The organism is Pseudomonas sp. TH41 (genome assembly GCF_016650695.1).
In the GTDB taxonomy this organism is placed as follows: Bacteria; Pseudomonadota; Gammaproteobacteria; order Pseudomonadales; family Pseudomonadaceae; genus Aquipseudomonas.
The window spans coordinates 1,252,149-1,273,630 of the sequence record NZ_JAEKFH010000003.1 but is presented as its reverse complement, the minus strand read 5'-3'; the positions used below and the strand labels follow the sequence as shown (position 1 = coordinate 1,273,630).

The 21,482-nt window shown below is 60.1% G+C and carries 17 protein-coding genes; 11 read left to right on the top strand and 6 right to left on the bottom strand.

Going from position 1 to position 21,482, the window contains the following annotated elements:
- The first annotated feature begins 274 nt into the window (after positions 1–274).
- The 5 genes from kdgD (at position 275) to JFU37_RS08565 (ending at position 6,932) form a co-directional block, all read left to right on the top strand.
- Positions 275–1,186, top strand: coding sequence for a 5-dehydro-4-deoxyglucarate dehydratase (kdgD, locus tag JFU37_RS08585; RefSeq protein WP_033058046.1), 912 nt, complete (start codon positions 275–277; stop codon positions 1,184–1,186).
- Positions 1,187–1,256: 70 nt separating this feature from the next.
- Complete coding sequence (locus tag JFU37_RS08580; RefSeq protein WP_201114894.1) at positions 1,257–2,702, top strand: aldehyde dehydrogenase family protein; 1,446 nt, start codon at positions 1,257–1,259, stop codon at positions 2,700–2,702.
- Between the two features lie 163 nt (positions 2,703–2,865).
- Positions 2,866–4,239 (top strand): MFS transporter, encoded by a 1,374-nt coding sequence (locus JFU37_RS08575; protein ID WP_201114893.1) that lies wholly within the window; start codon positions 2,866–2,868, stop codon positions 4,237–4,239.
- Positions 4,240–4,250: 11 nt separating this feature from the next.
- Positions 4,251–5,804 carry a galactarate dehydratase gene (gene garD, locus JFU37_RS08570; protein WP_201114892.1) on the top strand — a complete coding sequence of 518 codons (1,554 nt, stop codon included), beginning with the start codon at positions 4,251–4,253 and terminating at the stop codon, positions 5,802–5,804.
- A gap of 186 nt (positions 5,805–5,990) precedes the next feature.
- Positions 5,991–6,932, top strand: coding sequence for an AEC family transporter (locus JFU37_RS08565; RefSeq protein ID WP_201114891.1), 942 nt, complete (start codon positions 5,991–5,993; stop codon positions 6,930–6,932).
- A 153-nt stretch (positions 6,933–7,085) separates the two neighbouring features.
- Here JFU37_RS08565 and JFU37_RS08560 read toward each other — a convergent pair whose 3' ends face one another.
- From JFU37_RS08560 to gatC, 6 genes are all read right to left on the bottom strand, one after another.
- Complete coding sequence (locus JFU37_RS08560; RefSeq protein ID WP_095129461.1) at positions 7,086–7,466, bottom strand: carboxymuconolactone decarboxylase family protein; 381 nt, start codon at positions 7,464–7,466, stop codon at positions 7,086–7,088.
- A complete protein-coding gene (locus JFU37_RS08555) occupies positions 7,463–8,524 on the bottom strand; it encodes a calcium/sodium antiporter (protein WP_201114890.1) in 1,062 nt (353 codons plus the stop codon). Before JFU37_RS08555 ends, JFU37_RS08560 begins: the two co-directional genes overlap by 4 nt.
- 50 nt (positions 8,525–8,574) lie before the next feature.
- The gene (locus tag JFU37_RS08550) at positions 8,575–8,949 is read right to left on the bottom strand and encodes a septal ring lytic transglycosylase RlpA family protein (RefSeq protein ID WP_201114889.1); all 375 of its coding nucleotides are present in this window, start codon (positions 8,947–8,949) and stop codon (positions 8,575–8,577) included.
- 142 nt (positions 8,950–9,091) lie between these two features.
- On the bottom strand, positions 9,092–10,537 hold the full coding sequence (gene gatB / locus JFU37_RS08545; RefSeq protein ID WP_201114888.1) for an Asp-tRNA(Asn)/Glu-tRNA(Gln) amidotransferase subunit GatB: 1,446 nt from the start codon (positions 10,535–10,537) through the stop codon (positions 9,092–9,094).
- Positions 10,538–10,547: 10 nt separating this feature from the next.
- Positions 10,548–11,999: an Asp-tRNA(Asn)/Glu-tRNA(Gln) amidotransferase subunit GatA gene (gatA, locus tag JFU37_RS08540; protein ID WP_201114887.1), complete on the bottom strand. Its 1,452-nt coding sequence runs from the start codon at positions 11,997–11,999 to the stop codon at positions 10,548–10,550.
- Between the two features lie 16 nt (positions 12,000–12,015).
- Positions 12,016–12,303, bottom strand: a complete 288-nt coding sequence (gene gatC / locus JFU37_RS08535; protein WP_201114886.1) for an Asp-tRNA(Asn)/Glu-tRNA(Gln) amidotransferase subunit GatC — start codon at positions 12,301–12,303, stop codon at positions 12,016–12,018.
- Between the two features lie 210 nt (positions 12,304–12,513).
- Between gatC and mreB the strand changes: the two genes are divergently transcribed.
- From mreB to JFU37_RS08505, 6 genes are all read left to right on the top strand, one after another.
- Positions 12,514–13,551 carry a rod shape-determining protein MreB gene (mreB, locus tag JFU37_RS08530; RefSeq protein WP_002555108.1) on the top strand — a complete coding sequence of 346 codons (1,038 nt, stop codon included), beginning with the start codon at positions 12,514–12,516 and terminating at the stop codon, positions 13,549–13,551.
- 143 nt (positions 13,552–13,694) lie between these two features.
- Positions 13,695–14,837: a rod shape-determining protein MreC gene (gene mreC, locus JFU37_RS08525; RefSeq protein WP_201116459.1), complete on the top strand. Its 1,143-nt coding sequence runs from the start codon at positions 13,695–13,697 to the stop codon at positions 14,835–14,837.
- On the top strand, positions 14,837–15,328 hold the full coding sequence (gene mreD, locus JFU37_RS08520; protein WP_201114885.1) for a rod shape-determining protein MreD: 492 nt from the start codon (positions 14,837–14,839) through the stop codon (positions 15,326–15,328). The genes mreC and mreD overlap by 1 nt, the downstream gene beginning before the upstream one ends.
- A 44-nt stretch (positions 15,329–15,372) precedes the next feature.
- Entirely contained in the window at positions 15,373–15,969 is a 597-nt protein-coding gene (locus tag JFU37_RS08515) for a Maf family protein (RefSeq protein WP_201114884.1), read from the top strand.
- A 57-nt stretch (positions 15,970–16,026) separates the two neighbouring features.
- Positions 16,027–17,484, top strand: a complete 1,458-nt coding sequence (gene rng / locus JFU37_RS08510; RefSeq protein ID WP_201114883.1) for a ribonuclease G — start codon at positions 16,027–16,029, stop codon at positions 17,482–17,484.
- 75 nt (positions 17,485–17,559) lie between these two features.
- On the top strand, positions 17,560–21,363 hold the full coding sequence (locus JFU37_RS08505) for a YhdP family protein (RefSeq protein ID WP_201114882.1): 3,804 nt from the start codon (positions 17,560–17,562) through the stop codon (positions 21,361–21,363).
- The last annotated feature ends 119 nt before the right edge of the window (positions 21,364–21,482 follow it).

Here is a 21,482-nt window from a genome sequence, read left to right as displayed (position 1 = left end):
TCCAGTTTAAGTTCTCTATTGACTGACAAGCCGCCTTCGCGCAACACTTCAATCCAATTCCACTCTTCCGACAACGTATCACTGTAGCCGCACAGCCTCTACGAGGCGTTTACCAGTTTAAACGCCCGCCTTTTCTACCCCCTCCCTAAATGAAATTTGCGCCCCAGCGATGAAATGCAGTTGACGGTTGTATTTTAAGTTGTACGATGACTTACAACTCGGCCGCAGGCTGAATGCATTTCTCACACACGTTGCTACCCAGGGTGTTCGAATAATGAATCCACAAGAACTGAAGTCCATCCTCTCTTCCGGTCTGTTGTCCTTCCCGGTGACCGACTTCAATGCTCAGGGCGATTTCCATCGCGCGGGCTACATCAAGCGTCTCGAATGGCTGGCCCCATACGGCGCCACGGCGTTGTTCGCCGCGGGCGGCACCGGTGAGTTCTTCTCTCTGGCGGCCAGCGAATATTCGGAAATCATCAAGACCGCCGTCGACACCTGCGAAACCAGCGTGCCGATTCTGGCCGGTGTGGGTGGTTCTACTCGTCAAGCCATCGAATACGCGCAGGAAGCCGAGCGTCTGGGCGCCAAAGGCCTGTTGCTGCTGCCGCACTACCTGACTGAAGCCAGCCAGGACGGCGTTGCCGCCCACGTTGAAGCGGTGTGCAAATCGGTAAAAATCGGCGTCGTGGTTTACAACCGTAACGTCTGCCGCCTGACCGCTCCTTTGCTGGAACGTCTGGCCGAGCGCTGCCCGAACCTGATCGGCTACAAGGATGGCCTGGGCGATATCGAGTTGATGGTGTCGATCCGTCGCCGCCTCGGTGACCGCTTCAGCTACCTGGGTGGTTTGCCGACCGCCGAAGTTTACGCCGCTGCCTACAAGGCGTTGGGCGTACCGGTTTACTCCTCGGCGGTGTTCAACTTCATCCCGAAAACCGCGATGGATTTCTACCACGCCATTGCCCGCGAAGATCACGCCACCGTCGGCAAGATTATCGACGACTTCTTCCTGCCGTACCTGGACATCCGGAACCGCAAAGCCGGCTACGCGGTGAGCATCGTCAAGGCCGGGGCAAAAATTGTTGGCTATGACGCAGGCCCTGTGCGTGCACCGCTGACCGATCTGACGGGCGAAGAGTACGAAATGCTCGCCGCGCTGATCGACAAGCAAGGCGCGCAATAACACTGATTAAACAGGGCCGCTGAGCAATCAGCGGCTTTTTGCGTGAGGACTTCTTTTTAGGGGAAAGCCCGTGGCAGATGCAAAGCGTTTCGATAACTACATCAACGGTGAATGGGTTGCCGGCAGTGAATATTGCAGCAACATCAACCCGTCCGAGCTGACCGATACCATCGGTGAATACGCCAAAGCCGATCTGGCTCAGGTCCATGCCGCCATCGACGCCGCGCGCGCCGCGTTCCCGGCCTGGTCGACTTCAGGTATTCAGGCTCGTCACGATTCACTGGACAAAGTCGGCACTGAAATCCTCTCCCGCCGCGAAGAGCTCGGCACCTTGCTGGCTCGGGAAGAGGGCAAAACCCTGCCTGAAGCCATCGGCGAAGTGACTCGCGCCGGTAACATCTTCAAGTTTTTCGCCGGTGAATGCCTGCGTCTGTCCGGCGACTACCTGCCATCGGTACGTCCGGGTGTGAACGTTGAAGTGACTCGCGAAGCGCTGGGCGTTGTTGGCCTGATCACTCCGTGGAACTTCCCGATTGCAATCCCGGCGTGGAAAATCGCCCCGGCCCTGGCCTACGGCAATTGCGTCGTACTGAAACCGGCTGATCTGGTTCCGGGTTGTGCCTGGGCGCTGGCCGACATCATCTCCCGCGCAGGCTTCCCGGCCGGCGTGTTCAACCTGGTGATGGGCAGCGGTCGAGTGGTTGGCGATGCACTGGTTCAGAGCCCGAAAGTGGATGGCATCAGCTTCACCGGTTCCGTCGGTGTGGGTCGTCAGATCGCCGTTAGCTGTGTCTCGCGCCAGGCCAAGGTTCAGTTGGAAATGGGTGGTAAGAACCCACAGATCATTCTCGACGACGCCGACCTCAAGCAAGCGGTCGAGCTGTCGGTACAGAGCGCGTTCTATTCCACCGGTCAGCGTTGCACCGCATCGAGCCGCTTCATCGTCACCGCCGGCATCCACGACCGGTTCGTCGACGCCATGGCTGAGCGCATGAAGTCGATCAAGGTCGGTCACGCTCTGAAAACCGGTACCGACATCGGTCCAGTGGTTTCCCAGGCGCAGCTTGAACAGGACCTGAAGTACATCGACATCGGCCAGTCCGAAGGTGCGCGACTGGTCAGCGGCGGTGGTTTGGTGACCTGCGAAACCGAAGGCTACTACCTCGCGCCAACGCTGTTTGCCGACAGTGAAGCCGCGATGCGCATCAGTCGCGAAGAGATTTTTGGCCCGGTGGCCAACGTCGTTCGCGTCGCCGATTACGACGCCGCGCTGGCCATGGCCAACGACACCGAATTCGGTCTGTCGGCGGGCATCGCCACGACGTCGCTGAAGTACGCCAACCACTTCAAACGTCACTCCCAGGCCGGGATGGTGATGGTCAATCTGCCGACGGCGGGCGTGGATTACCACGTTCCCTTCGGTGGGCGCAAAGGTTCATCCTATGGATCCCGCGAGCAAGGTCGCTACGCGCAAGAGTTCTACACCGTGGTGAAAACCAGCTACATCGGCTCGTAAACGCAATCTCCCTGTAGGAGCGAGCTTGCTCGCGATGGTCGTGAGGTCGCGGCGGTAAACCTGATGCCCCGCGTCATCGTTGACCTCCATCGCGAGCAAGCTCGCTCCTACAAAAAACACCGTTATTACCCGCATAAAAATAATCAGTGGGAGTACATCTACCATGCAAGCGACCAAGCCGACCCACGTCCGCTATTTGATTTTGCTCATGCTGTTTCTGGTGACCACGATCAACTACGCCGACCGGGCCACTATCGCGATTGCGGGCTCCAGTCTGCAAAAAGACCTCGGCATCGACGCGGTCACCCTCGGTTATATTTTCTCTGCGTTCGGTTGGGCCTACGTGGCCGGGCAAATTCCCGGTGGCTGGTTGCTGGACCGTTTTGGCTCGAAAAAAGTGTATGCGCTGAGCATTTTCACCTGGTCGTTGTTCACCGTGCTGCAGGGTTATGTCGGCGAGTTTGGGATGTCGACGGCGATCGTTGCGCTGTTCATGCTGCGCTTCCTGGTGGGCCTGGCCGAAGCGCCATCGTTCCCTGGCAACGCACGCATTGTGGCGGCCTGGTTCCCGACGGCTGAACGCGGTACCGCGTCGGCGATCTTCAACTCGGCTCAATACTTCGCGACCGTGTTGTTTGCACCGCTGATGGGCTGGATCGTCTACACCTTCGGCTGGCAGCATGTGTTCGTCGTCATGGGCGGCATCGGTGTTGTGTTCTCGCTGATCTGGCTGAAGGTTATCCACAGTCCCCGCCAACACCCAATGATCAACGAGGCCGAGTTCAAGCACATCGCCGACAACGGCGGTCTGGTGGACATGGATCAGGACAAAAGTAATGGCAACGGCAAGCGCGCCGACGGCCCGAAGTGGGATTACGTGCGTCAGTTGCTCACCAACCGCATGATGCTCGGCGTGTACCTGGGCCAATACTGCATCAACGGCATCACTTATTTTTTCCTGACCTGGTTCCCGGTTTATCTGGTGCAAGAGCGCGGCATGACGATCCTCAAGGCGGGTTTCATTGCTTCGTTGCCGGCGATCTGCGGGTTCATTGGCGGCGTGCTCGGCGGGATCATTTCCGACTATTTACTGCGCAAGGGCCGCTCCCTGACGTTCGCCCGCAAGGCGCCGATCATCGGCGGTTTGTTACTGTCGACCACCATCGTTGCCTGCAACTACGTTGATGTTGAATGGATGGTCGTCGGCTTCATGGCCCTGGCGTTCTTCGGTAAAGGCGTGGGTGCGCTGGGCTGGGCGGTAGTCTCGGACACTTCACCGAAGCAGATTGCCGGTTTGAGTGGTGGCCTGTTCAACATGTTCGGCAATATCGCTTCGATCACCACCCCGATCGTCATCGGCTACATCATCAGCTCTACTGGCTCGTTCAAATGGGCGTTGGTGTTTGTCGGTTGCAACGCACTGGTCGCGGTGTTCAGCTACCTGGTGATCGTCGGCCCGATCAAACGTGTGGTACTTCAGGAGCCGCCTGTCAGCGGTCCTGAAACAAACAACAAATTGTCTCAAGCGCATTCCTGAGGAGCGGCGTCATGCAGTTGATTGAACATTCCGACTCGCCGCGCTACATCCGCCTGCACGAGCGGGACAACGTCGTGATCGTGGTCAATGACCAAGGCGTGCCGGCCGGCACCGAGTTTCCGGACGGGCTGGTCACCGTGGACTTCGTGCCACAGAGCCACAAGGTCACCCTGGAAGACATTCCCGAGGGTGGCCAGGTGATCCGTTACGGCCAGACCATTGGCTACGCGTTGCAGCCGATTCCGCGCGGCAGTTGGGTCAAGGAAGATCAATTGCGCATGCCCACCGCGCCACCGCTGGACAGCTTGCCGCTGTCCACCGAAGTGCCGGTCGCGCAAGCACCGCTGGAAGGCTTTACGTTCGAGGGGTATCGCAACGCCGACGGCACCGTCGGCACGCGCAACATTCTTGGCATCACCACGACGGTTCAGTGCGTGACGGGGGTGCTCGATCATGCGGTCAAGCGCATCAAGGATGAATTGCTGCCCAAGTACCCGAACGTCGATGACGTGGTTGCGCTGACCCACAGTTACGGCTGTGGCGTGGCGATCACCGCCACCGATGCCTATATCCCGATCCGTACCGTGCGCAACCTGGCACGCAACCCGAACCTGGGGGGCGAAGCGTTGGTGATCAGCCTGGGCTGCGAGAAATTGCAGGCCGGGCAGGTGATGCACGAGAACGACCGTTCAGTGGATTTGAGCGATCCGTGGCTGTATCGCTTGCAGGATTCGAGTCATGGTTTCACCGAGATGATCGAGCAGATCATGGCGTTGGCCGAAACCCGTTTGAAGAAACTCGATCAACGTCGTCGGGAAACCGTGCCGGCCTCCGAGCTGATCCTCGGTATGCAGTGCGGTGGCAGCGATGCGTTCTCCGGCATCACTGCCAACCCGGCGCTGGGTTTCGCTTCGGACCTGCTGCTGCGGGCTGGCGCGACGGTGATGTTTTCCGAAGTCACCGAAGTGCGCGACGCGATCTATCTGCTGACTTCCCGGGCGGAAACCAAAGAAGTCGCCCAGGAGCTGGTGCGGGAAATGGACTGGTACGACCGCTACCTGGCCAAAGGCGAAGCGGATCGCAGCGCCAACACCACGCCGGGGAACAAGAAGGGCGGGTTGTCGAACATTGTCGAGAAGTCCCTGGGATCGATCGTCAAATCCGGCAGCAGCGCCATCAACGGCGTGCTGGGCCCTGGCGAGCGCTTCAAGCGCAAAGGGCTGATTTTCTGCGCGACCCCGGCCAGTGACTTTGTCTGCGGGACGTTGCAGTTGGCGGCAGGGATGAACCTGCATGTATTTACCACTGGGCGCGGCACGCCTTACGGTTTGGCCATGGCGCCGGTGGTGAAGGTGTCGACCCGAACCGAGCTGGCGCAACGCTGGCCGGATTTGATCGACATTGATGCCGGGCGGATTGCGACCGGGCGGGCTTCGATCGAGGATCTTGGGTGGGAGTTGTTCCACTACTACCTGGACGTGGCCAGCGGCAAGAAGCAGACATGGGCCGAGCAGCACAAGCTGCATAACGACATCACCTTGTTCAACCCGGCGCCGATCACTTAAGACCGCGTCGCCTGCTTCGCGAGCAAGCCCGCTCCCACTTTGGATCGGCGTCGAACACAAAATGTGTGCGCGGCGAAAATCCAATGTGGGAGCGGGCTTGCTCGCGAAGGCGATCTCCCGGACACCGAAGTCCCCGGTGGCTTATCATTAGCCCCCTAATGACGCTCACCCAAGGTTCCCCCCGGCATGCTGGCTATCTTCCTAGAAACCCTGAACATCACCGCGCCGGTGTTCGCCATGCTGTTTCTGGGGGTGCTGCTCAAGCGCATCGACTGGATCAACGACAACTTCATCCACACGGCGTCGGCCCTGGTGTTCAACGTCACCATGCCGGCGTTGCTGTTTCTGGGCATCCTGCATGCCGACCTGAACGCCGCGTTGCAACCAGCACTGCTGATCTATTTCTCGGTCGCGACCCTGGTGTGTTTCGCCATCGCCTGGGGCTGGGCGATCTGGAAGTGCCCGCGAGAAGACAGGGGGATTTACACCCAAGGCGCCTTTCGCGGTAACAACGGCGTCATCGGTCTCGCGCTGGCCGCGAGCATGTACGGCGATTACGGGATTTCCCTCGGGGCGATTCTCGCCGCGCTGGTGATCCTGTTGTACAACACGCTGTCGACCATTGTGCTGGCGGTGTACAGCCCGGTGATCAAGTCCGATCCGTGGAGCATTTTCAAAAGTGTGATGATCAACCCGTTGATCATCAGTGTGATTGCGGCGGTGCCGTTTGCGTATTTCAAGATCGGCTTGCCGGGCTGGCTGGAAACGTCTGGCCAATATCTGGCGCAAACCACGTTGCCGTTGGCGCTGATCTGTATCGGCGGCACGTTGTCGCTGGCGGCGTTGCGCAAAAGCGGCAACATGGCGCTGAGCTCAAGCCTGGTGAAGATGATCGGCCTGCCGGTGCTGGCGACTCTGGGGGCGTGGCTGTGGGGCTTTCGTGGGGCGGAGCTGGGAATTCTGTTTCTGTACTTCGGCAGCCCGACCGCTGCAGCCAGTTTTGTCATGGCCCGTCAGGCCAATGGCAATCATGAGCTGGCGGCCGCGATCATCGTGATCACCACATTGATGGCGGCGGTCACCACCAACCTCGGGATCTTTTTGTTGCAGTGGGGTGGGTGGATCTGACCGGTATTTTGCGGTGTTCTTTTGGGCCTCTTCGCGGGCAAGCCCGCTCCCACAGTGATCTTCTTTGTTGCTCAAATTGTGTTAACACCAAAGACCCTGTGGGAGCGGGCTTGCCCGCGATGACGGCAGAACGTTCAGCACAGATTTCGGTGGTTACTCCGGCTTTTGGTAAGTATCAATCACTTCCTGCGCCGCCCGAAACGCATCGATCGCTGCCGGTACGCCGGCGTACACCGCGCAATGCAGCAGCGCTTCGCGAATCTCTTCCACGGTGCAGCCATTGTTTAGCGCACCCCGCACGTGACCTTTCAATTCTTGCGGGCACTTCAGCGCAGTCAGCGCGGCGAGGGTGATCAGGCTGCGGGTTTTCAGCGGCAAGCCCTCGCGATTCCACACGCCGCCCCAGGCGTGTTCATTGACGAAGTCCTGCAGCGGCTGGGTGAACTCGGTGGCATTGCCCAGTGCACGGTCGACGAAGGCGTCGCCCATCACTTGGCGGCGCACTTCAACGCCGGGCTTTTTGTTATCGGTCATGGCAATTCCCTCTTGTGGTGTTGGTGATGCCAGGCGCGCAGCGACGTGAACAGCAAAAACGCCACCAGTGCCGGCAACACGAAAAACAGCATCAGGTGTTCAAGCTTGCCGGCCAGTGGCATGCCGGTGGTGAACGACACCACGTGCAGACCGTAAGCCAGGTACAACCCCAAAAACAGCAGGCCTTCGGCGCGGGTCACCCGGTATCCGGAATAGAACACCGGCAGGCACAGCGTCGCGACACCGAGCATCACCGGCAGGTCGAAATCCAGGGCGTTGGGCGATACCGACAGCGGCGACGGTGCGATCAGCGCGGTCACGCCGAGCACGCCCAAGAGATTGAACAGGTTGCTGCCGATCACGTTGCCCACGGCGATTTCCCGTTGACCGCGCAATGCAGCGATCAACGAGGTGGCCAATTCCGGCAGTGAGGTGCTGACGGCGACGATGGTCAGGCCGATGATCCTTTCCGATAGTCCCAGGTCGGTGGCGACCGAAACCGCCGCGCCCAACAACAAGTGTCCGGCGTAGATCAGCATCGCCAGTCCGCCGATGATCATCAGCAGACTGCTGACCCAGGGCACTTGGGGGCTGTCCTGATGGCTGGATTGCGGGCGGGCCGAATGCCGTGACTGACGCAGCAACAAGCCCAGATACAGCGCCAGGGCGGCCAGCAGAATCATGCCGTCCGTCCGGGTCAGTTCTTCATTCCACGCCAGAACGAACACCAGCAGGCTGGCGCCGATCATCAGCGGTATATCCAGGCGCACCAATTGCCGTGAAACCCGTAGCGGAATGATCAGCGCCGAGAGTCCGAGGGTGACAAGGATATTGAAAATGCTGCTGCCGATCACACTGCCGACGGCGATGTCGGCGTTTTGCGCCAGGGTGGCTTGCAGGCTGACTGCCATTTGCGGTGCGCTGCTGCCGAGGGCGACAATCGTCAGGCCGATGATCAGCGGCCGCACATGCAGGCGCGCGGCCAGGCGCACGGCGGCGCGCACCATCAGCTCGGCGCCGGCGATCAGTAGAAACAAGCCGCAGAGCAATTCAATCACGCTGAGCAGCGGTATATCGGCAAGTCCGAAAATAGTCGGGGCTCCGGCGGTCAGTTGTCGAGGGCTTGCACACGAACCCGTGCGGTGCCGCTGCCCAGCATGCCCAGGCGTTGTGCGGCTTCATGGGACAGATCGATCAGACGGCCACGAGTGTGCGGGCCACGGTCATTGATGCGGACCACGCAGGATTTGTCGTTATTAAGGTTGGTGACCTTCACCCGCGTGCCGAATGGCAACTGGCGATGGGCGGCGGTCAGGGAATTTTTGTCGAAACGCTCGCCGCTGGCGGTGCGTTTGCCTTGGTGTTTGGCGCCGTAATACGAGGCCATGCCGGTCTTGTCATAGCCGTGCGGATCGACGGTTTCGTTACTCGCACAACCGGCAAGCAGCGAGAGCAGGGCGCAGGCGCCAAGTAGACGCTTCATAGTAGGGTTCCCCGAAACAACTGTAGGAGCAAGCTTGCTTGCGATGGTGTGTCAGCTAAGTTGATGTCGGCTGACACTCCATCGCGAGCAAGCTCGCTCCTACAAGGATTTGAGCCAGGCATTAAATCTGGCTCCATGCTCATCAGCCTTCGAGCTTGCTTTTCAGCAGTTCGTTAACCTGTTGCGGGTTGGCCTTGCCTTTGGAGGCTTTCATGGCCTGGCCGACGAAGAAGCCGAACATCTTGCCGCGTTTGGCTTCGTCTGCCGCGCGGTATTGTTCAACCTGTTCCGCGTTGGCCGCGAGCATTTCATCCAGCACCGCCGAGATCGCGCCTGTGTCGGTGACTTGCTTCAGGCCGCGCTTGTCGATGATCTCGTCCGCGCTGCCTTCGCCGTTGGCCATGGCTTCAAACACCACTTTGGCGATCTTGCCGGAGATGGTGTTGTCGGTGATGCGCAGCAGCATGCCGCCCAGTTGCTCGGCCGAGACCGGCGATTGGTCGATGTCCAGGCCCTGCTTGTTCAACAGGCTTCCCAGCTCAACCATTACCCAGTTGGCCGCCAGTTTGGCGTCGCCGCCGATGCTCACGACTTTCTCGAAGTAATCGGCTTGCTCGCGGCTGGTGGCCAGGACGCTGGCGTCGTAGACCGACAGACCGAACTGCGCCTGGAAGCGCTCGCGTTTCTGCGGTGGCAATTCCGGCAGGGTGGCGCGCACGTCGTTGAGGAACGAGTCTTCGATGACCACTGGCAGCAGGTCCGGATCCGGGAAGTAACGGTAGTCGTTGGCTTCCTCTTTGCTGCGCATCGGCCGGGTTTCGTCCTTGTTTGGATCGTACAGGCGGGTCTGCTGGATCACCTTGCCGCCGTCTTCGATCAGTTCGATCTGACGCTGTACTTCGGTGTTGATCGCCTTCTCGATGAACCGGAACGAGTTGACGTTCTTGATCTCGCAGCGCGTGCCGAATTCGGCCTGGCCCTTTGGACGGATCGACACGTTGCAGTCGCAACGCAGCGAGCCTTCGGCCATGTTGCCGTCGCAGATGCCGAGGTAGCGCACCAGCGCGTGGACCGCCTTGACGTAAGCCACGGCTTCCTTGGCGCTGCGCATGTCCGGCTCGGAAACGATTTCCAGCAACGGTGTGCCGGCACGGTTCAGGTCGATGCCGGTGGCACCGGTGAATTCTTCGTGCAGGCTTTTACCGGCGTCTTCTTCCAGGTGCGCGCGGGTGATGCCGACGCGTTTGACCGTGCCGTCTTCCAGGGCGATGTCCAGGTGGCCCTTGCCGACGATCGGCAATTCCATCTGGCTGATCTGGTAGCCCTTCGGCAGGTCCGGGTAGAAATAGTTTTTACGGGCGAACACGTTGTGCTGGCCGATCTCGGCATCGATGGCGAGACCGAACATCACCGCCATGCGCACCGCTTCCTGGTTCAGCACCGGTAGTACGCCGGGCATGCCCAGGTCTACCAGGCTGGCCTGGGTGTTCGGCTCGGAGCCGAACGTAGTGGAACTACCGGAAAAGATTTTCGACCGGGTGGTGAGCTGGGTATGAATCTCCAGCCCGATCACGACTTCCCATTGCATGTGTTTCTCCTCAGAAGCCGGTTGGGGTGCGGGTGTGCCAGTCAGTATTGAGCTGATACTGGTGGGCAACGTTCAACAGGCGACCTTCCTGGAAATACGGGGCAAGCAGCTGTACACCAACCGGCAGTCCGTCGACGAAACCGGCGGGCATGGACAAGCCCGGCAGACCCGCGAGGTTGGCGGTGATGGTGTAGACGTCTTCCAGGTACGCAGCGACCGGGTCGCTGTTCTTGGCGCCGAGCTTCCAGGCCGGGTTCGGTGTGGTTGGGCCGAGGATGATGTCGACCTCATTAAACGCAGCCATGAAGTCGTTCTTGATCAGGCGGCGGATCTTCTGCGCCTTCAGGTAGTAGGCGTCGTAGTAACCGGCCGACAGCGCGTAGGCACCGACCATGATCCGGCGCTGTACTTCCGGGCCGAAACCTTCGCCACGGGAACGTTTGTACAGGTCGATCAGGTTTTTCGGGTCTTCGCAGCGGTAGCCGAAACGCACGCCGTCGAAACGCGACAGGTTGGACGAGGCTTCCGCCGGGGCGATCACGTAGTACGCAGGAATGGCGTGCTGCATGTTCGGCAGGCTGATTTCCTTGACCACGGCGCCGAGCTTTTCCAGCTCCTTGACGCTGTTGTGGATCAGCTCGGCGATGCGCGAGTCAAGACCGGCGCTGAAGTATTCCTTCGGCACGCCGATGCGCAGGCCTTGCAACGAACCGTTGAGGCTGGCGCTGTAATCAGGCACCGGCTCGTCGATGCTGGTGGAGTCCTGTGGGTCGAAACCGGCCATGCCTTGCAACAGGATGGCGCAGTCTTCGGCAGTGCGAGCCAACGGGCCGCCCTGATCGAGGCTGGAGGCATAAGCGATCATGCCCCAGCGCGAAACACGACCGTACGTCGGTTTGAGGCCGGTGAGGTTGGTCAGTGCAGCGGGCTGACGGATCGAACCGCCCGTGTCGGTGCCGGTGGCCGCCGGCAACAGACGAGCGGCAACGGCAGCCGCAGAGCCGCCGGAGGAACCGCCCGGAACGTGTTCGAGGTTCCACGGGTTTTTCACGGCGCCGTAGTAGCTCGACTCGTTGGCCGAACCCATGGCGAATTCGTCCATGTTGGTCTTGCCGAGCGTTACCGCGCCCGCTGCGGCCAGCTTGGCAACCACGGTGGCGTCGTACGGGGCTTTAAAGTTGTCGAGCATCTTCGAGCCGCAGCTGGTGCGGATGCCCTGAGTGCAGAACAGGTCTTTGTGGGCGATCGGCGCGCCGAGCAGGGCGCCGCTCTCACCATTGGCCCGGCGTGCGTCAGCGGCTTTCGCCTGCTGGAGCGCCAGGTCTTCGGTGAGGCTGATGAAGCTGTTGAGCTGCGGATCGAGCTGGGCGATACGCGCCAGCAGGACCTTGGTCAGCTCTTCGGAAGAAAACTTTTTATCGGCGAGTCCGCGAGCGATCTCGGCCAGAGTCAATTGATGCATTGCAGGCTCTTTCCCTTTAGTCGATGACTTTCGGAACCAGGTACAGGCCGTTTTCGACCGATGGCGCGATGGACTGATAAGCCTCGCGATGATTGGTCTCGGTCACGACGTCTGCACGCAGGCGCTGGCTGGCTTCCAGTGGGTGGGCGAGCGGTTCGATACCGTCGGTATTGACCGCCTGCATTTCGTCGACCAGCCCGAGAATGCTGTTCAGGGCCGAAGTGATGTGTGGAAGATCGGCATCATTGAGGCCAAGGCAGGCCAGATGAGCGATTTTTTCCACGTCGGAGCGTTCAAGCGCCATGGGAATCTCCAGTGGAAAACAGAACGGACGGCGTCCGTGTGTTAGATTGTCGGAACACTACCGCATTTCTACGGTCATAAGGCCGCGATTGTGGGGGTTGGTGCACAGAAAAGCGGCCAATTTAACATATTGGCGCCTTGCCCAAAATCCCTGTCGTTGTTAGAGTTTGCCGCACTTTTTTACCCACGCGTTGCCTAGGGTCCCTTTCCCATGTTCAAGAAACTGCGTGGCATGTTTTCCAGCGATCTTTCCATTGACCTGGGCACTGCCAACACCCTTATTTACGTGCGCGAGCGCGGTATCGTCCTGAATGAGCCCTCCGTTGTGGCTATTCGGACACACGGTAACCAGAAAAGTGTCGTTGCTGTCGGCACCGAGGCCAAGCGCATGCTCGGCCGAACGCCAGGCAACATCGCTGCCATTCGTCCGATGAAAGACGGCGTGATCGCCGACTTCAGCGTCTGCGAAAAGATGCTGCAGTACTTTATCAACAAGGTTCACGAAAACAGCTTCCTGCAGCCTAGCCCTCGCGTGCTGATCTGCGTTCCGTGCAAATCCACCCAGGTTGAGCGTCGTGCCATCCGTGAATCGGCCCTCGGTGCCGGTGCCCGTGAAGTGTTCCTGATCGAAGAGCCAATGGCCGCTGCGATCGGTGCCGGCCTGCCGGTTGAAGAAGCGCGCGGTTCGATGGTTGTCGATATCGGTGGCGGTACCACTGAAATCGCACTGATCTCCCTGAACGGTGTGGTCTACGCCGAATCCGTACGGGTTGGCGGCGACCGTTTCGACGAAGCGATCATCACTTACGTGCGTCGTAACTACGGCAGCCTGATCGGCGAATCCACCGCCGAGCGCATCAAACAGGAAATCGGTACGGCCTACCCGGGCGGCGAAGTTCGCGAAGTCGACGTGCGTGGCCGTAACCTGGCTGAAGGCGTTCCACGCGCATTCACCCTGAACTCCAATGAAGTGCTGGAAGCTCTGCAAGAGTCCCTGGCCACCATCGTTCAGGCTGTGAAAAGTGCACTGGAGCAATCGCCTCCGGAACTGGCTTCCGATATCGCCGAGCGTGGTTTGGTGCTGACCGGTGGTGGCGCCTTGCTGCGCGACCTCGACAAGCTGCTGGCCCAGGAAACCGGTCTGCCGGTCATCGTTGCCGAAGACCCGCTGACCTGCGTTGCTCGCGGCGGTGGCCGTGCATTGGAAATGATGGATAAACACACCATGGACCTGCTGTCGAGCGAGTGATCTCGCCCGGTGCACCTATGCTGTTGAGCGCGCGGGCAGCACTTTGCAGTGCTGCCTGTTGGCGTTTATCTTCTGTCAGTCTGCATCCAGGCCGGTTTGATGCCGTATGAATAAAGAACACATTTGCCTGGGAGGAGCGGCTTATTAAACCGCTTTTCACCAAAGGCCCCTCATTGGGCGTGCGCGTATTAGTGCTGGTCGTGCTATCGGTCGCGCTGATGGTGGTCGATGCCCGCTTCACACTGCTCAAGCCAGTGCGTAGCCAGATGTCGCTGGTGCTGATGCAGTCTTACTGGATCACCGACCTGCCGCAGCGGCTATGGCAAGGTGTGGCCAGCCAATTTGGCAGTCGTACCGAGCTCGTTGCCGAAAACGAAAAACTCAAAACCGAAAACCTGCTATTGCAGGGACGCATGCAAAAGCTGGCGGCCCTCACCGAGCAGAACGTTCGGCTGCGCGAGTTGCTCAATTCCTCCGCGCTGGTCAACGAAAAGGTCGAAGTGGCCGAATTGATCGGCATGGACCCCAATCCCTTCACCCATCGCATCATCATCAATAAAGGTGAACGCGACGGCGTGGTCCTCGGTCAGCCGGTGCTCGATGCCCGTGGCTTGATGGGGCAGGTGGTCGAGTTGATGCCGTACACCTCCCGCGTACTGCTGCTGACCGACACCACTCACAGCATTCCGGTGCAGGTGAACCGCAACGGTCTGCGGGCGATTGCCAGCGGCACCGGCAACCCGGAACGTCTCGAACTGCGCCATGTTGCCGACACTGCCGATATCAAGGAAGGCGATCTGCTGGTCAGCTCTGGCTTGGGTCAGCGTTTCCCGGCGGGTTACCCGGTGGCGACGGTCAAGGAAGTGATCCACGATTCCGGTCAGCCGTTTGCCATTGTCCGCGCCGTGCCGACTGCCGCACTTAACCGCAGCCGTTACCTGCTGCTGGTGTTCAGCGATGGCCGCACCGCCGAAGAGCGTGCCAACGAAGCCGCCCAGGCTCAGGAAGCGCTGGACCAGCACGGCGGTGGGCCGGTCATCCCGGCGACCGTGCCGAAACCGGCCCTCGTCCCGGCTGCCGCTCCGGCACCAGCGGCTCCGGCAGCCGCACCTGCTGCACCTGCCGTTACCGCCCCGGCCAAGCCGGCGGCCACTCATGGCGCTGCGAAACCTGCCGCGACCAAGCCACCTGCGTCGGCCAAGCCGCCGGCAGCACAACCCGCTGCCGCCAAGCCCGCTGCCAAACCGCCTGTCTCCGCGCCGGCTACTACTGGGGGACGAGAATAATGCCGGGTGCTACTTCATCCCGAAACGGCTGGATGGTCTGGCTGACGTTTGCCGTCGGCCTGCTGCTCAGCGTTTCGCCGCTGCCGCAATTCATGGAAATCCTCCGCCCGCTATGGCTGGCCTTGCTGCTGGCGTTCTGGGCGCTGACCTTGCCACAGAAAGTCGGCATGGTCACCGCGTGGTGCCTGGGCCTGGCTGAAGACGTGCTCTACGGCACGCTGCTGGGGCAGAACGCGTTGATCCTGACACTCATTACGTTCCTGGTGCTGTCGTTGCAACAGCGCCTGCGCATGTTCCCGATGTGGCAACAGAGCCTGGTGATCCTGGTGATTTTCGGCCTCGCGCAGCTTGCTCAACTCTGGTTGAGCGCCCTGACGGGCAATCGTCAGCCGACACTGGCGCTGGTGTTGCCTGCGCTGGTCAGCGCGTTGCTCTGGCCTTGGGTTAGTTACGGTTTGCGTGGTTTGCGTCGACGCTACAAAATCAATTAATTCGGTCAGGCATTTGCCCGCACCTCGACAAGGGAGATGTCTTGATGAAACAGCTGTACCTCGCCTCAGGCTCGCCGCGTCGGCGTGAACTGCTCACGCAGATCGGCGTGCCGTTCTCCGTCATCAGCGCGGACATCGATGAAACCCCTTTGACTCAAGAATCCCCTGCGGCCTATGTCGAGCGCCTGGCGCGCGGCAAGGCCGAGGCCGGACGCGGCACGGTCGTGTCCGTTGCAGATTTTTGCGTAATGGGCGCCGACACTGCGGTGGTGCTGAATGGAAAAATTCTCGGCAAACCGGTTGATGAAGCTGACGCGTGCGCCATGCTGATGATGTTGTCCGGTCATGAACACGAAGTCCTGACGGCCATTGCGGTGCTCGACGGTGAGCGTTGCGAATCTCGGGTGGTGCGCAGTCTGGTGCGTTTTCGCCAGATCAGCGCTGAGGAAGCAGCGGCCTACTGGGCCAGCGGCGAACCGCGAGACAAGGCTGGCGGCTATGGCATTCAAGGACTGGGCGCGGTGTTTGTCGCCGGGCTCAATGGCAGCTATTCGGCGGTGGTGGGATTGCCGCTGTGCGAAACCTTCGAGCTGCTCGGCCATTTCGGCATACCCTGTTGGCAAACCCTTAACGCGCGTTAAGCGTCGTACTGACCAGATGCGGCCATTACCGTGAATATGCCTGAACGAGACCCTGCCATGAGTGAAGAGATCCTGATCAACATCACGCCGATGGAATCGCGCGTGGCGGTGGTTGAAAACGGTGTCCTGCAAGAGGTCCATGTCGAGCGCACGCAAAAGCGCGGGATCGTCGGCAACATCTATAAAGGCAAGGTCGTGCGGGTATTACCCGGCATGCAGGCGGCGTTCGTCGACATCGGCCTGGACCGCGCCGCCTTTATTCATGCCTCGGAAATTTCCCTGCGCGAAGGCCCGGCGGTAGAGAGCATCAGCGCACTGGTTCATGAAGGCCAAAGCCTGGTGGTGCAAGTCACCAAGGACCCGATCGGCTCCAAAGGCGCGCGCCTGACGACTCAGCTGTCGATTCCGTCGCGGTATCTGGTGTATATGCCGCGCACCGCCCATGTCGGCATTTCGCTGAAGATCGAAGACGAGGCCGAGCGTGAACGCCTCAAGCGAGTGGTCACCGACTGCGTGGCCCAAGAGGGCATCAAGGAAGCCGGCGGTTTCATCCTGCGTACCGCCGCCGAGGGTGCGGGAGCCGATGAGATCCTGATGGACATCCGCTACCTGCGCCGTCTGTGGGACCAGATCAACGCCCAGATCCTGACCATCAGCGCGCCGAGCGTGATCTACGAGGACCTCGGCCTGGCGCTGCGCACCTTGCGTGACCTGGTGAGTCCGAAGATCGAGAAAATCCGGATCGACTCCCGGGAAACGTTCCAGAAAACCACGCAGTTCGTCGCCGAATTGATGCCGGAAATTGCCGATCGTCTTGAACACTATCCGGGCGAGCGCCCGATTTTTGATTTGTACGGCGTCGAAGACGAAATCCAGAAGGCCCTGGAGCGTAAAGTCCCACTGAAGTCCGGCGGGTATCTGGTGGTCGATCCGGCAGAAGCCATGAGCACCATTGATGTCAACACGGGCGCGTTCGTCGGTCATCGCAACCTCGAAGAAACTATCTTCAAGACCAACCTCGAAGCCGCGACCGCCATCGCTCGACAATTGCGTCTGCGTAACCTGGGCGGGATCATCATCATCGACTTCATCGACATGGAAGATGAAGAACATCAGCGCCAGGTGCTGCGTACGCTCGAGAAGCAGCTGGAGCGCGATCACGCCAAGACCAACATCATCGGCATTACCGAGTTGGGCCTGGTGCAGATGACCCGCAAGCGCACCCGCGAAAGCCTTGAGCAAGTGCTGTGCGAACCCTGCAGCTGTTGCCAGGGCCGCGGCAAACTGAAGACGCCGGAAACCGTCTGCTACGAGATTTTCCGAGAAATCCTCCGCGAGGCTCGCGCCTATCAGGCGGAAGGCTATCGTGTATTGGCGAACCAGAAAGTTGTCGACCGTTTGCTCGATGAAGAATCCGGCAACGTCGCTGAGCTCGAAGGCTTTATCGGACGCACTATTCGGTTCCAGGTGGAAACCATGTATTCCCAGGAACAGTACGACGTGGTGCTGCTCTGAATCGTTGTGTTTTAACTCGACTGAAACGGCTGGCTTCAGCTTTTTGCAACATTTTTGCCATGGGAGCCACCTGACATGGAACGTCTGACACGCATTCTGGCCGCACTGACCCGCTGGGGTCTGGGCCTCTGCGCGTTGGCACTGGTGTTGATGGCGTTGTACGTCAGCCTCGGCCGAGAGCTGACGCCGCTGGTGGCCGAGTACCGTGCAGAAGTCGAGACCGGGGCCGCCACTGCCTTGGGCATGCCGTTGCAAATCGGCAAGCTGGAAGGTAACTGGAGTGGCTTCGCGCCGATTTTGCTGGCTCACGACGTAACGGTCGGTGAGGGCGTCAATGCGCTGCGCCTGGATCAGGTGCGCGCGGTGCCGGATCTTTGGGCCAGCCTGCTGGCGCGCGAAGTGCGCATTGCACACCTGGAGCTCAACGGCCTGAAGATCAGCCTCAAGGAAGGCGAAGAGGGTCATTGGGCGCTGGAAGGTTTGCCGGTGCAGCAGGATCAGCCGCTGAACCCGGAACAACTGCTCAATGGCCTGCAGATGGTTCAGCAGCTATCGGTGCTCGATAGCCAGGTTACCTTGCAGCCGTTGGATCAGTCGCCACTGACCCTGACGTATGTGGGGCTCAACCTGAAAACCGGCGCCACCCGTCAGCGTCTCGATGCCCGGTTGACGCTGCCCGACGGCCAACCGGTGGCGGTGAGTCTGCGTACCCGCATTCGCGCCAGCGAGTGGAAGGACGGCGAGGCCGATGCGTACCTGAGCCTGCCACAAAGCGACTGGTCGAAATGGTTGCCGGAGCGGCTCACTCAGCAATGGCGTTTTTCCGAGATCAAGGCCGGTGGCGAGCTCTGGGTGAACTGGAGCAAGGGTGCCGTGCAAAGCGCCGCGATCCGCTTGAATGCGCCGCAGCTCAAGGGTGCCTACGACGAGCGCAAGCCGATCCAGATCAACAACCTGGCGCTCAACGGTTATTTCCAGCGCAGTTCCGAAGGGGTGCTGGTGACGCTGGATTCGTTGGCCATGAACTTCGGCGATACCCGTTGGGAATCGCATCTGCAATTCAAACAAAGCCTGGCCACCGACAAGACAGACGAGCTTTGGCATCTGCAAGCCGATCGCTTCGATCTCACGCCGCTCACGCCTCTATTGAATGCCTTGGGGCCGCTGCCCTCGGGTGTTGCCACCGCAGTCGAGCACTTGAAAGTGACGGGTGGACTGCGCAATGTCCTTATCGACATCCGGCCCAATGCCTCCGATGACAGCCAGTTCAGCTTTGCCGCCAATCTGGATCGGGTCGGTTTCGATGCCTATCACGGTGCACCGGCGGCCCGAAATGTCAGCGGCAGCATCAGTGGTGACCTTGGCAAGGGCGAGCTGCGCATGGACAGCAAAGACTTTGTCCTCCATCTGGACCCGATCTTCGCCAAGCCATGGCAATACATTCAGGCCAATGCCCGGTTGACCTGGAAGCTCGATAAAGAAGGCTTCACCCTGATCGCGCCGTACCTGAAGGTGCTGGGCGAAGAGGGCAAGATTGCTGGCGACTTCCTGATCCGTCTGCACTTCGATCACACCCAGGAAGACTACATGGACCTGCGGGTCGGTATGGTCGACGGCGACGGCCGTTACACCGCCAAGTACCTTCCGGCCGTTCTCAGCCCGGCATTGGACGAATGGTTGCGTACAGCGATTCTCAAAGGTGCGGTGGACGAAGGGTTCTTCCAGTACCAAGGTTCGCTGAACCACGGCGCCGCAGATACAGACCGCAGCATCAGCCTGTTCTTCAAGGTTCACGATGCCGAACTGGCGTTTCAACCGGGCTGGCCGCATGTCAGCAAAGTCTCGGGTGACGTGTTTGTTGAAGACAGTGGCGTGCGGATTCTGGCCAGCAAAGGCCAGTTGCTCGATACCCAGGTTCGCGACATTTACGTCAACATTCCCCATGTTCCGGCCGGGCAGAGTAGCCATCTGTTCCTCGATGGCGCGTTCGCTGGCGGTTTGGGGGATGGCCTGAAAATTCTGCAGGAAGCGCCGATCGGTACTGCCGATACATTTGCCGGGTGGGAAGGCGAGGGCGATCTGCAAGGCAAGCTGAAACTGGATATTCCACTGGCCAAAGGCGAACAGCCGAAGATTCTCGTCGACTTCAAGACCGCCAAGGCGCGTTTGAAGCTGGCCGAGCCACCGCTGGAGCTGACGCAGCTCAAGGGCGATTTCCGTTTCGACAGCGCCAAGGGCTTGAGCGGGCAGAACATCAGCGCGCGCGCCTTCGATAAGCCCGTCACGGCACAGATTTTCGCCGATGGCAGCGCGGGCAACATCAAGACCCGTGTCACGGCCTCCGGTCAGGTTGAGGTCAAGAAACTCACTGACTGGTTGAGCGTCACTCAACCATTGCCAGTCTCCGGGCTGATCCCGTATCAGCTCCAGCTGAACCTGGATGGCGCCGACAGCCAGTTGATGGTCAGCTCCAACCTCAAAGGGGTGGTGGTCGATTTGCCAGCGCCCTTTGGCATGTCGGCCAATGCAGGGCGCAACACGACGTTCCGTATGACCCTGCAAGGGCCGGAGCGGCGCTACTGGGTCAATTACGGCGAACTGGCAGACTTCACGTTTGCCGCCCCGACGGGCAACTTCGCCGACGGTCGCGGTGAGTTGTTCCTGGGCGGCGGAAGTGCCGTGCTGCCCGGCAGCAAAGGCTTGCGGGTGCGCGGCGTGCTGTCGGAGCTGGATGTCGGGCCGTGGAAAGACCTGGTGGACAAGTACGCCGGTCAGGATCCGGGCGGTAACGCCAAGCAGTTGCTCAGTGGCGCGGACCTCAAGGTCGGCAAGCTCACCGCTTTGGGCACTACGCTTGATCAGGCATCGGTTCAGTTGACCCGTAAACCGGCCGCGTGGACGTTGCAGCTCGACAGCCAGCAGGCCAAGGGCAGTGTCGGCCTCCCCGACGCGAAGGCCGTGCCGATTACGATCAATCTGCAATACGTGCGCTTGCCGGCACCGGACCCAAAGGTCCTGGCCGATGAAAACTCACCGGACCCATTGGCCACAGTGGACCCGACGAAGATCCCGGCGATGGATATCGTCATCAATCAACTGTTTCAGGGGCAGGACCTCGTCGGCGCCTGGTCGCTCAAGATTCGTCCGACCGCCAAGGGTATTGCCCTCAATAATTTGGACATGGGCCTCAAAGGCATTCTCTTGCAGGGCAGTGGCGGCTGGGAAGGCGTGCCTGGCAGCTCCAGCAGTTGGTACAAGGGTCGAATCAGCGGCAAGAACCTCGCGGATGTACTGAAGGGCTGGGGGTTTGCGCCGAGCGTTACCAGCGAAAGTTTCCGTATGGATGTTGACGGTCGCTGGCCCGGATCGCCGGCCTGGTTGGCCAGCAAGCGTTTCTCCGGGACGCTCGATGCATCGATGAATAAAGGCCAGTTTGTCGAAGTCGAAGGCAGCGCTCAGGCGTTGCGGGTGTTTGGCCTGCTCAACTTCAACTCCATCGGTCGCCGTCTGCGCCTGGATTTCTCTGACCTGTTTGGCAAAGGCCTGAGTTATGACCGTGTTAAAGGGCTGCTCGTCGGGACCAACGGGGTTTACGTGACCCGTGAGCCGATTCAGATGACGGGCCCTTCGAGCAATGTCGAGCTCAACGGCACCCTGAACCTGGTAGGCGATCAGATCGATGCCAAGTTGCTGGTGACCTTGCCGGTGACCAACAACCTGCCGCTTGCCGCGCTGATCGTCGGTGCGCCGGCCATCGGCGGCGCACTGTTCTTGATCGATAAGCTGATCGGCGACAGTGTGGCGCGTTTCGCCACCGTGAAGTACACCGTCAAAGGTCCGTGGAAAGAGCCGAAAATCACCTACGACAAGCCTTTTTGACTATTGCCGTGTAGGAGCGAGCTTGCTCGCGATGGGCCGGAGAGCACCGCGTGTGTCCCGCAAGCACGCGTTATCGTTCGCGACCATCGCGAGCAAGCTCGCTCCTACAAAAGAATCAC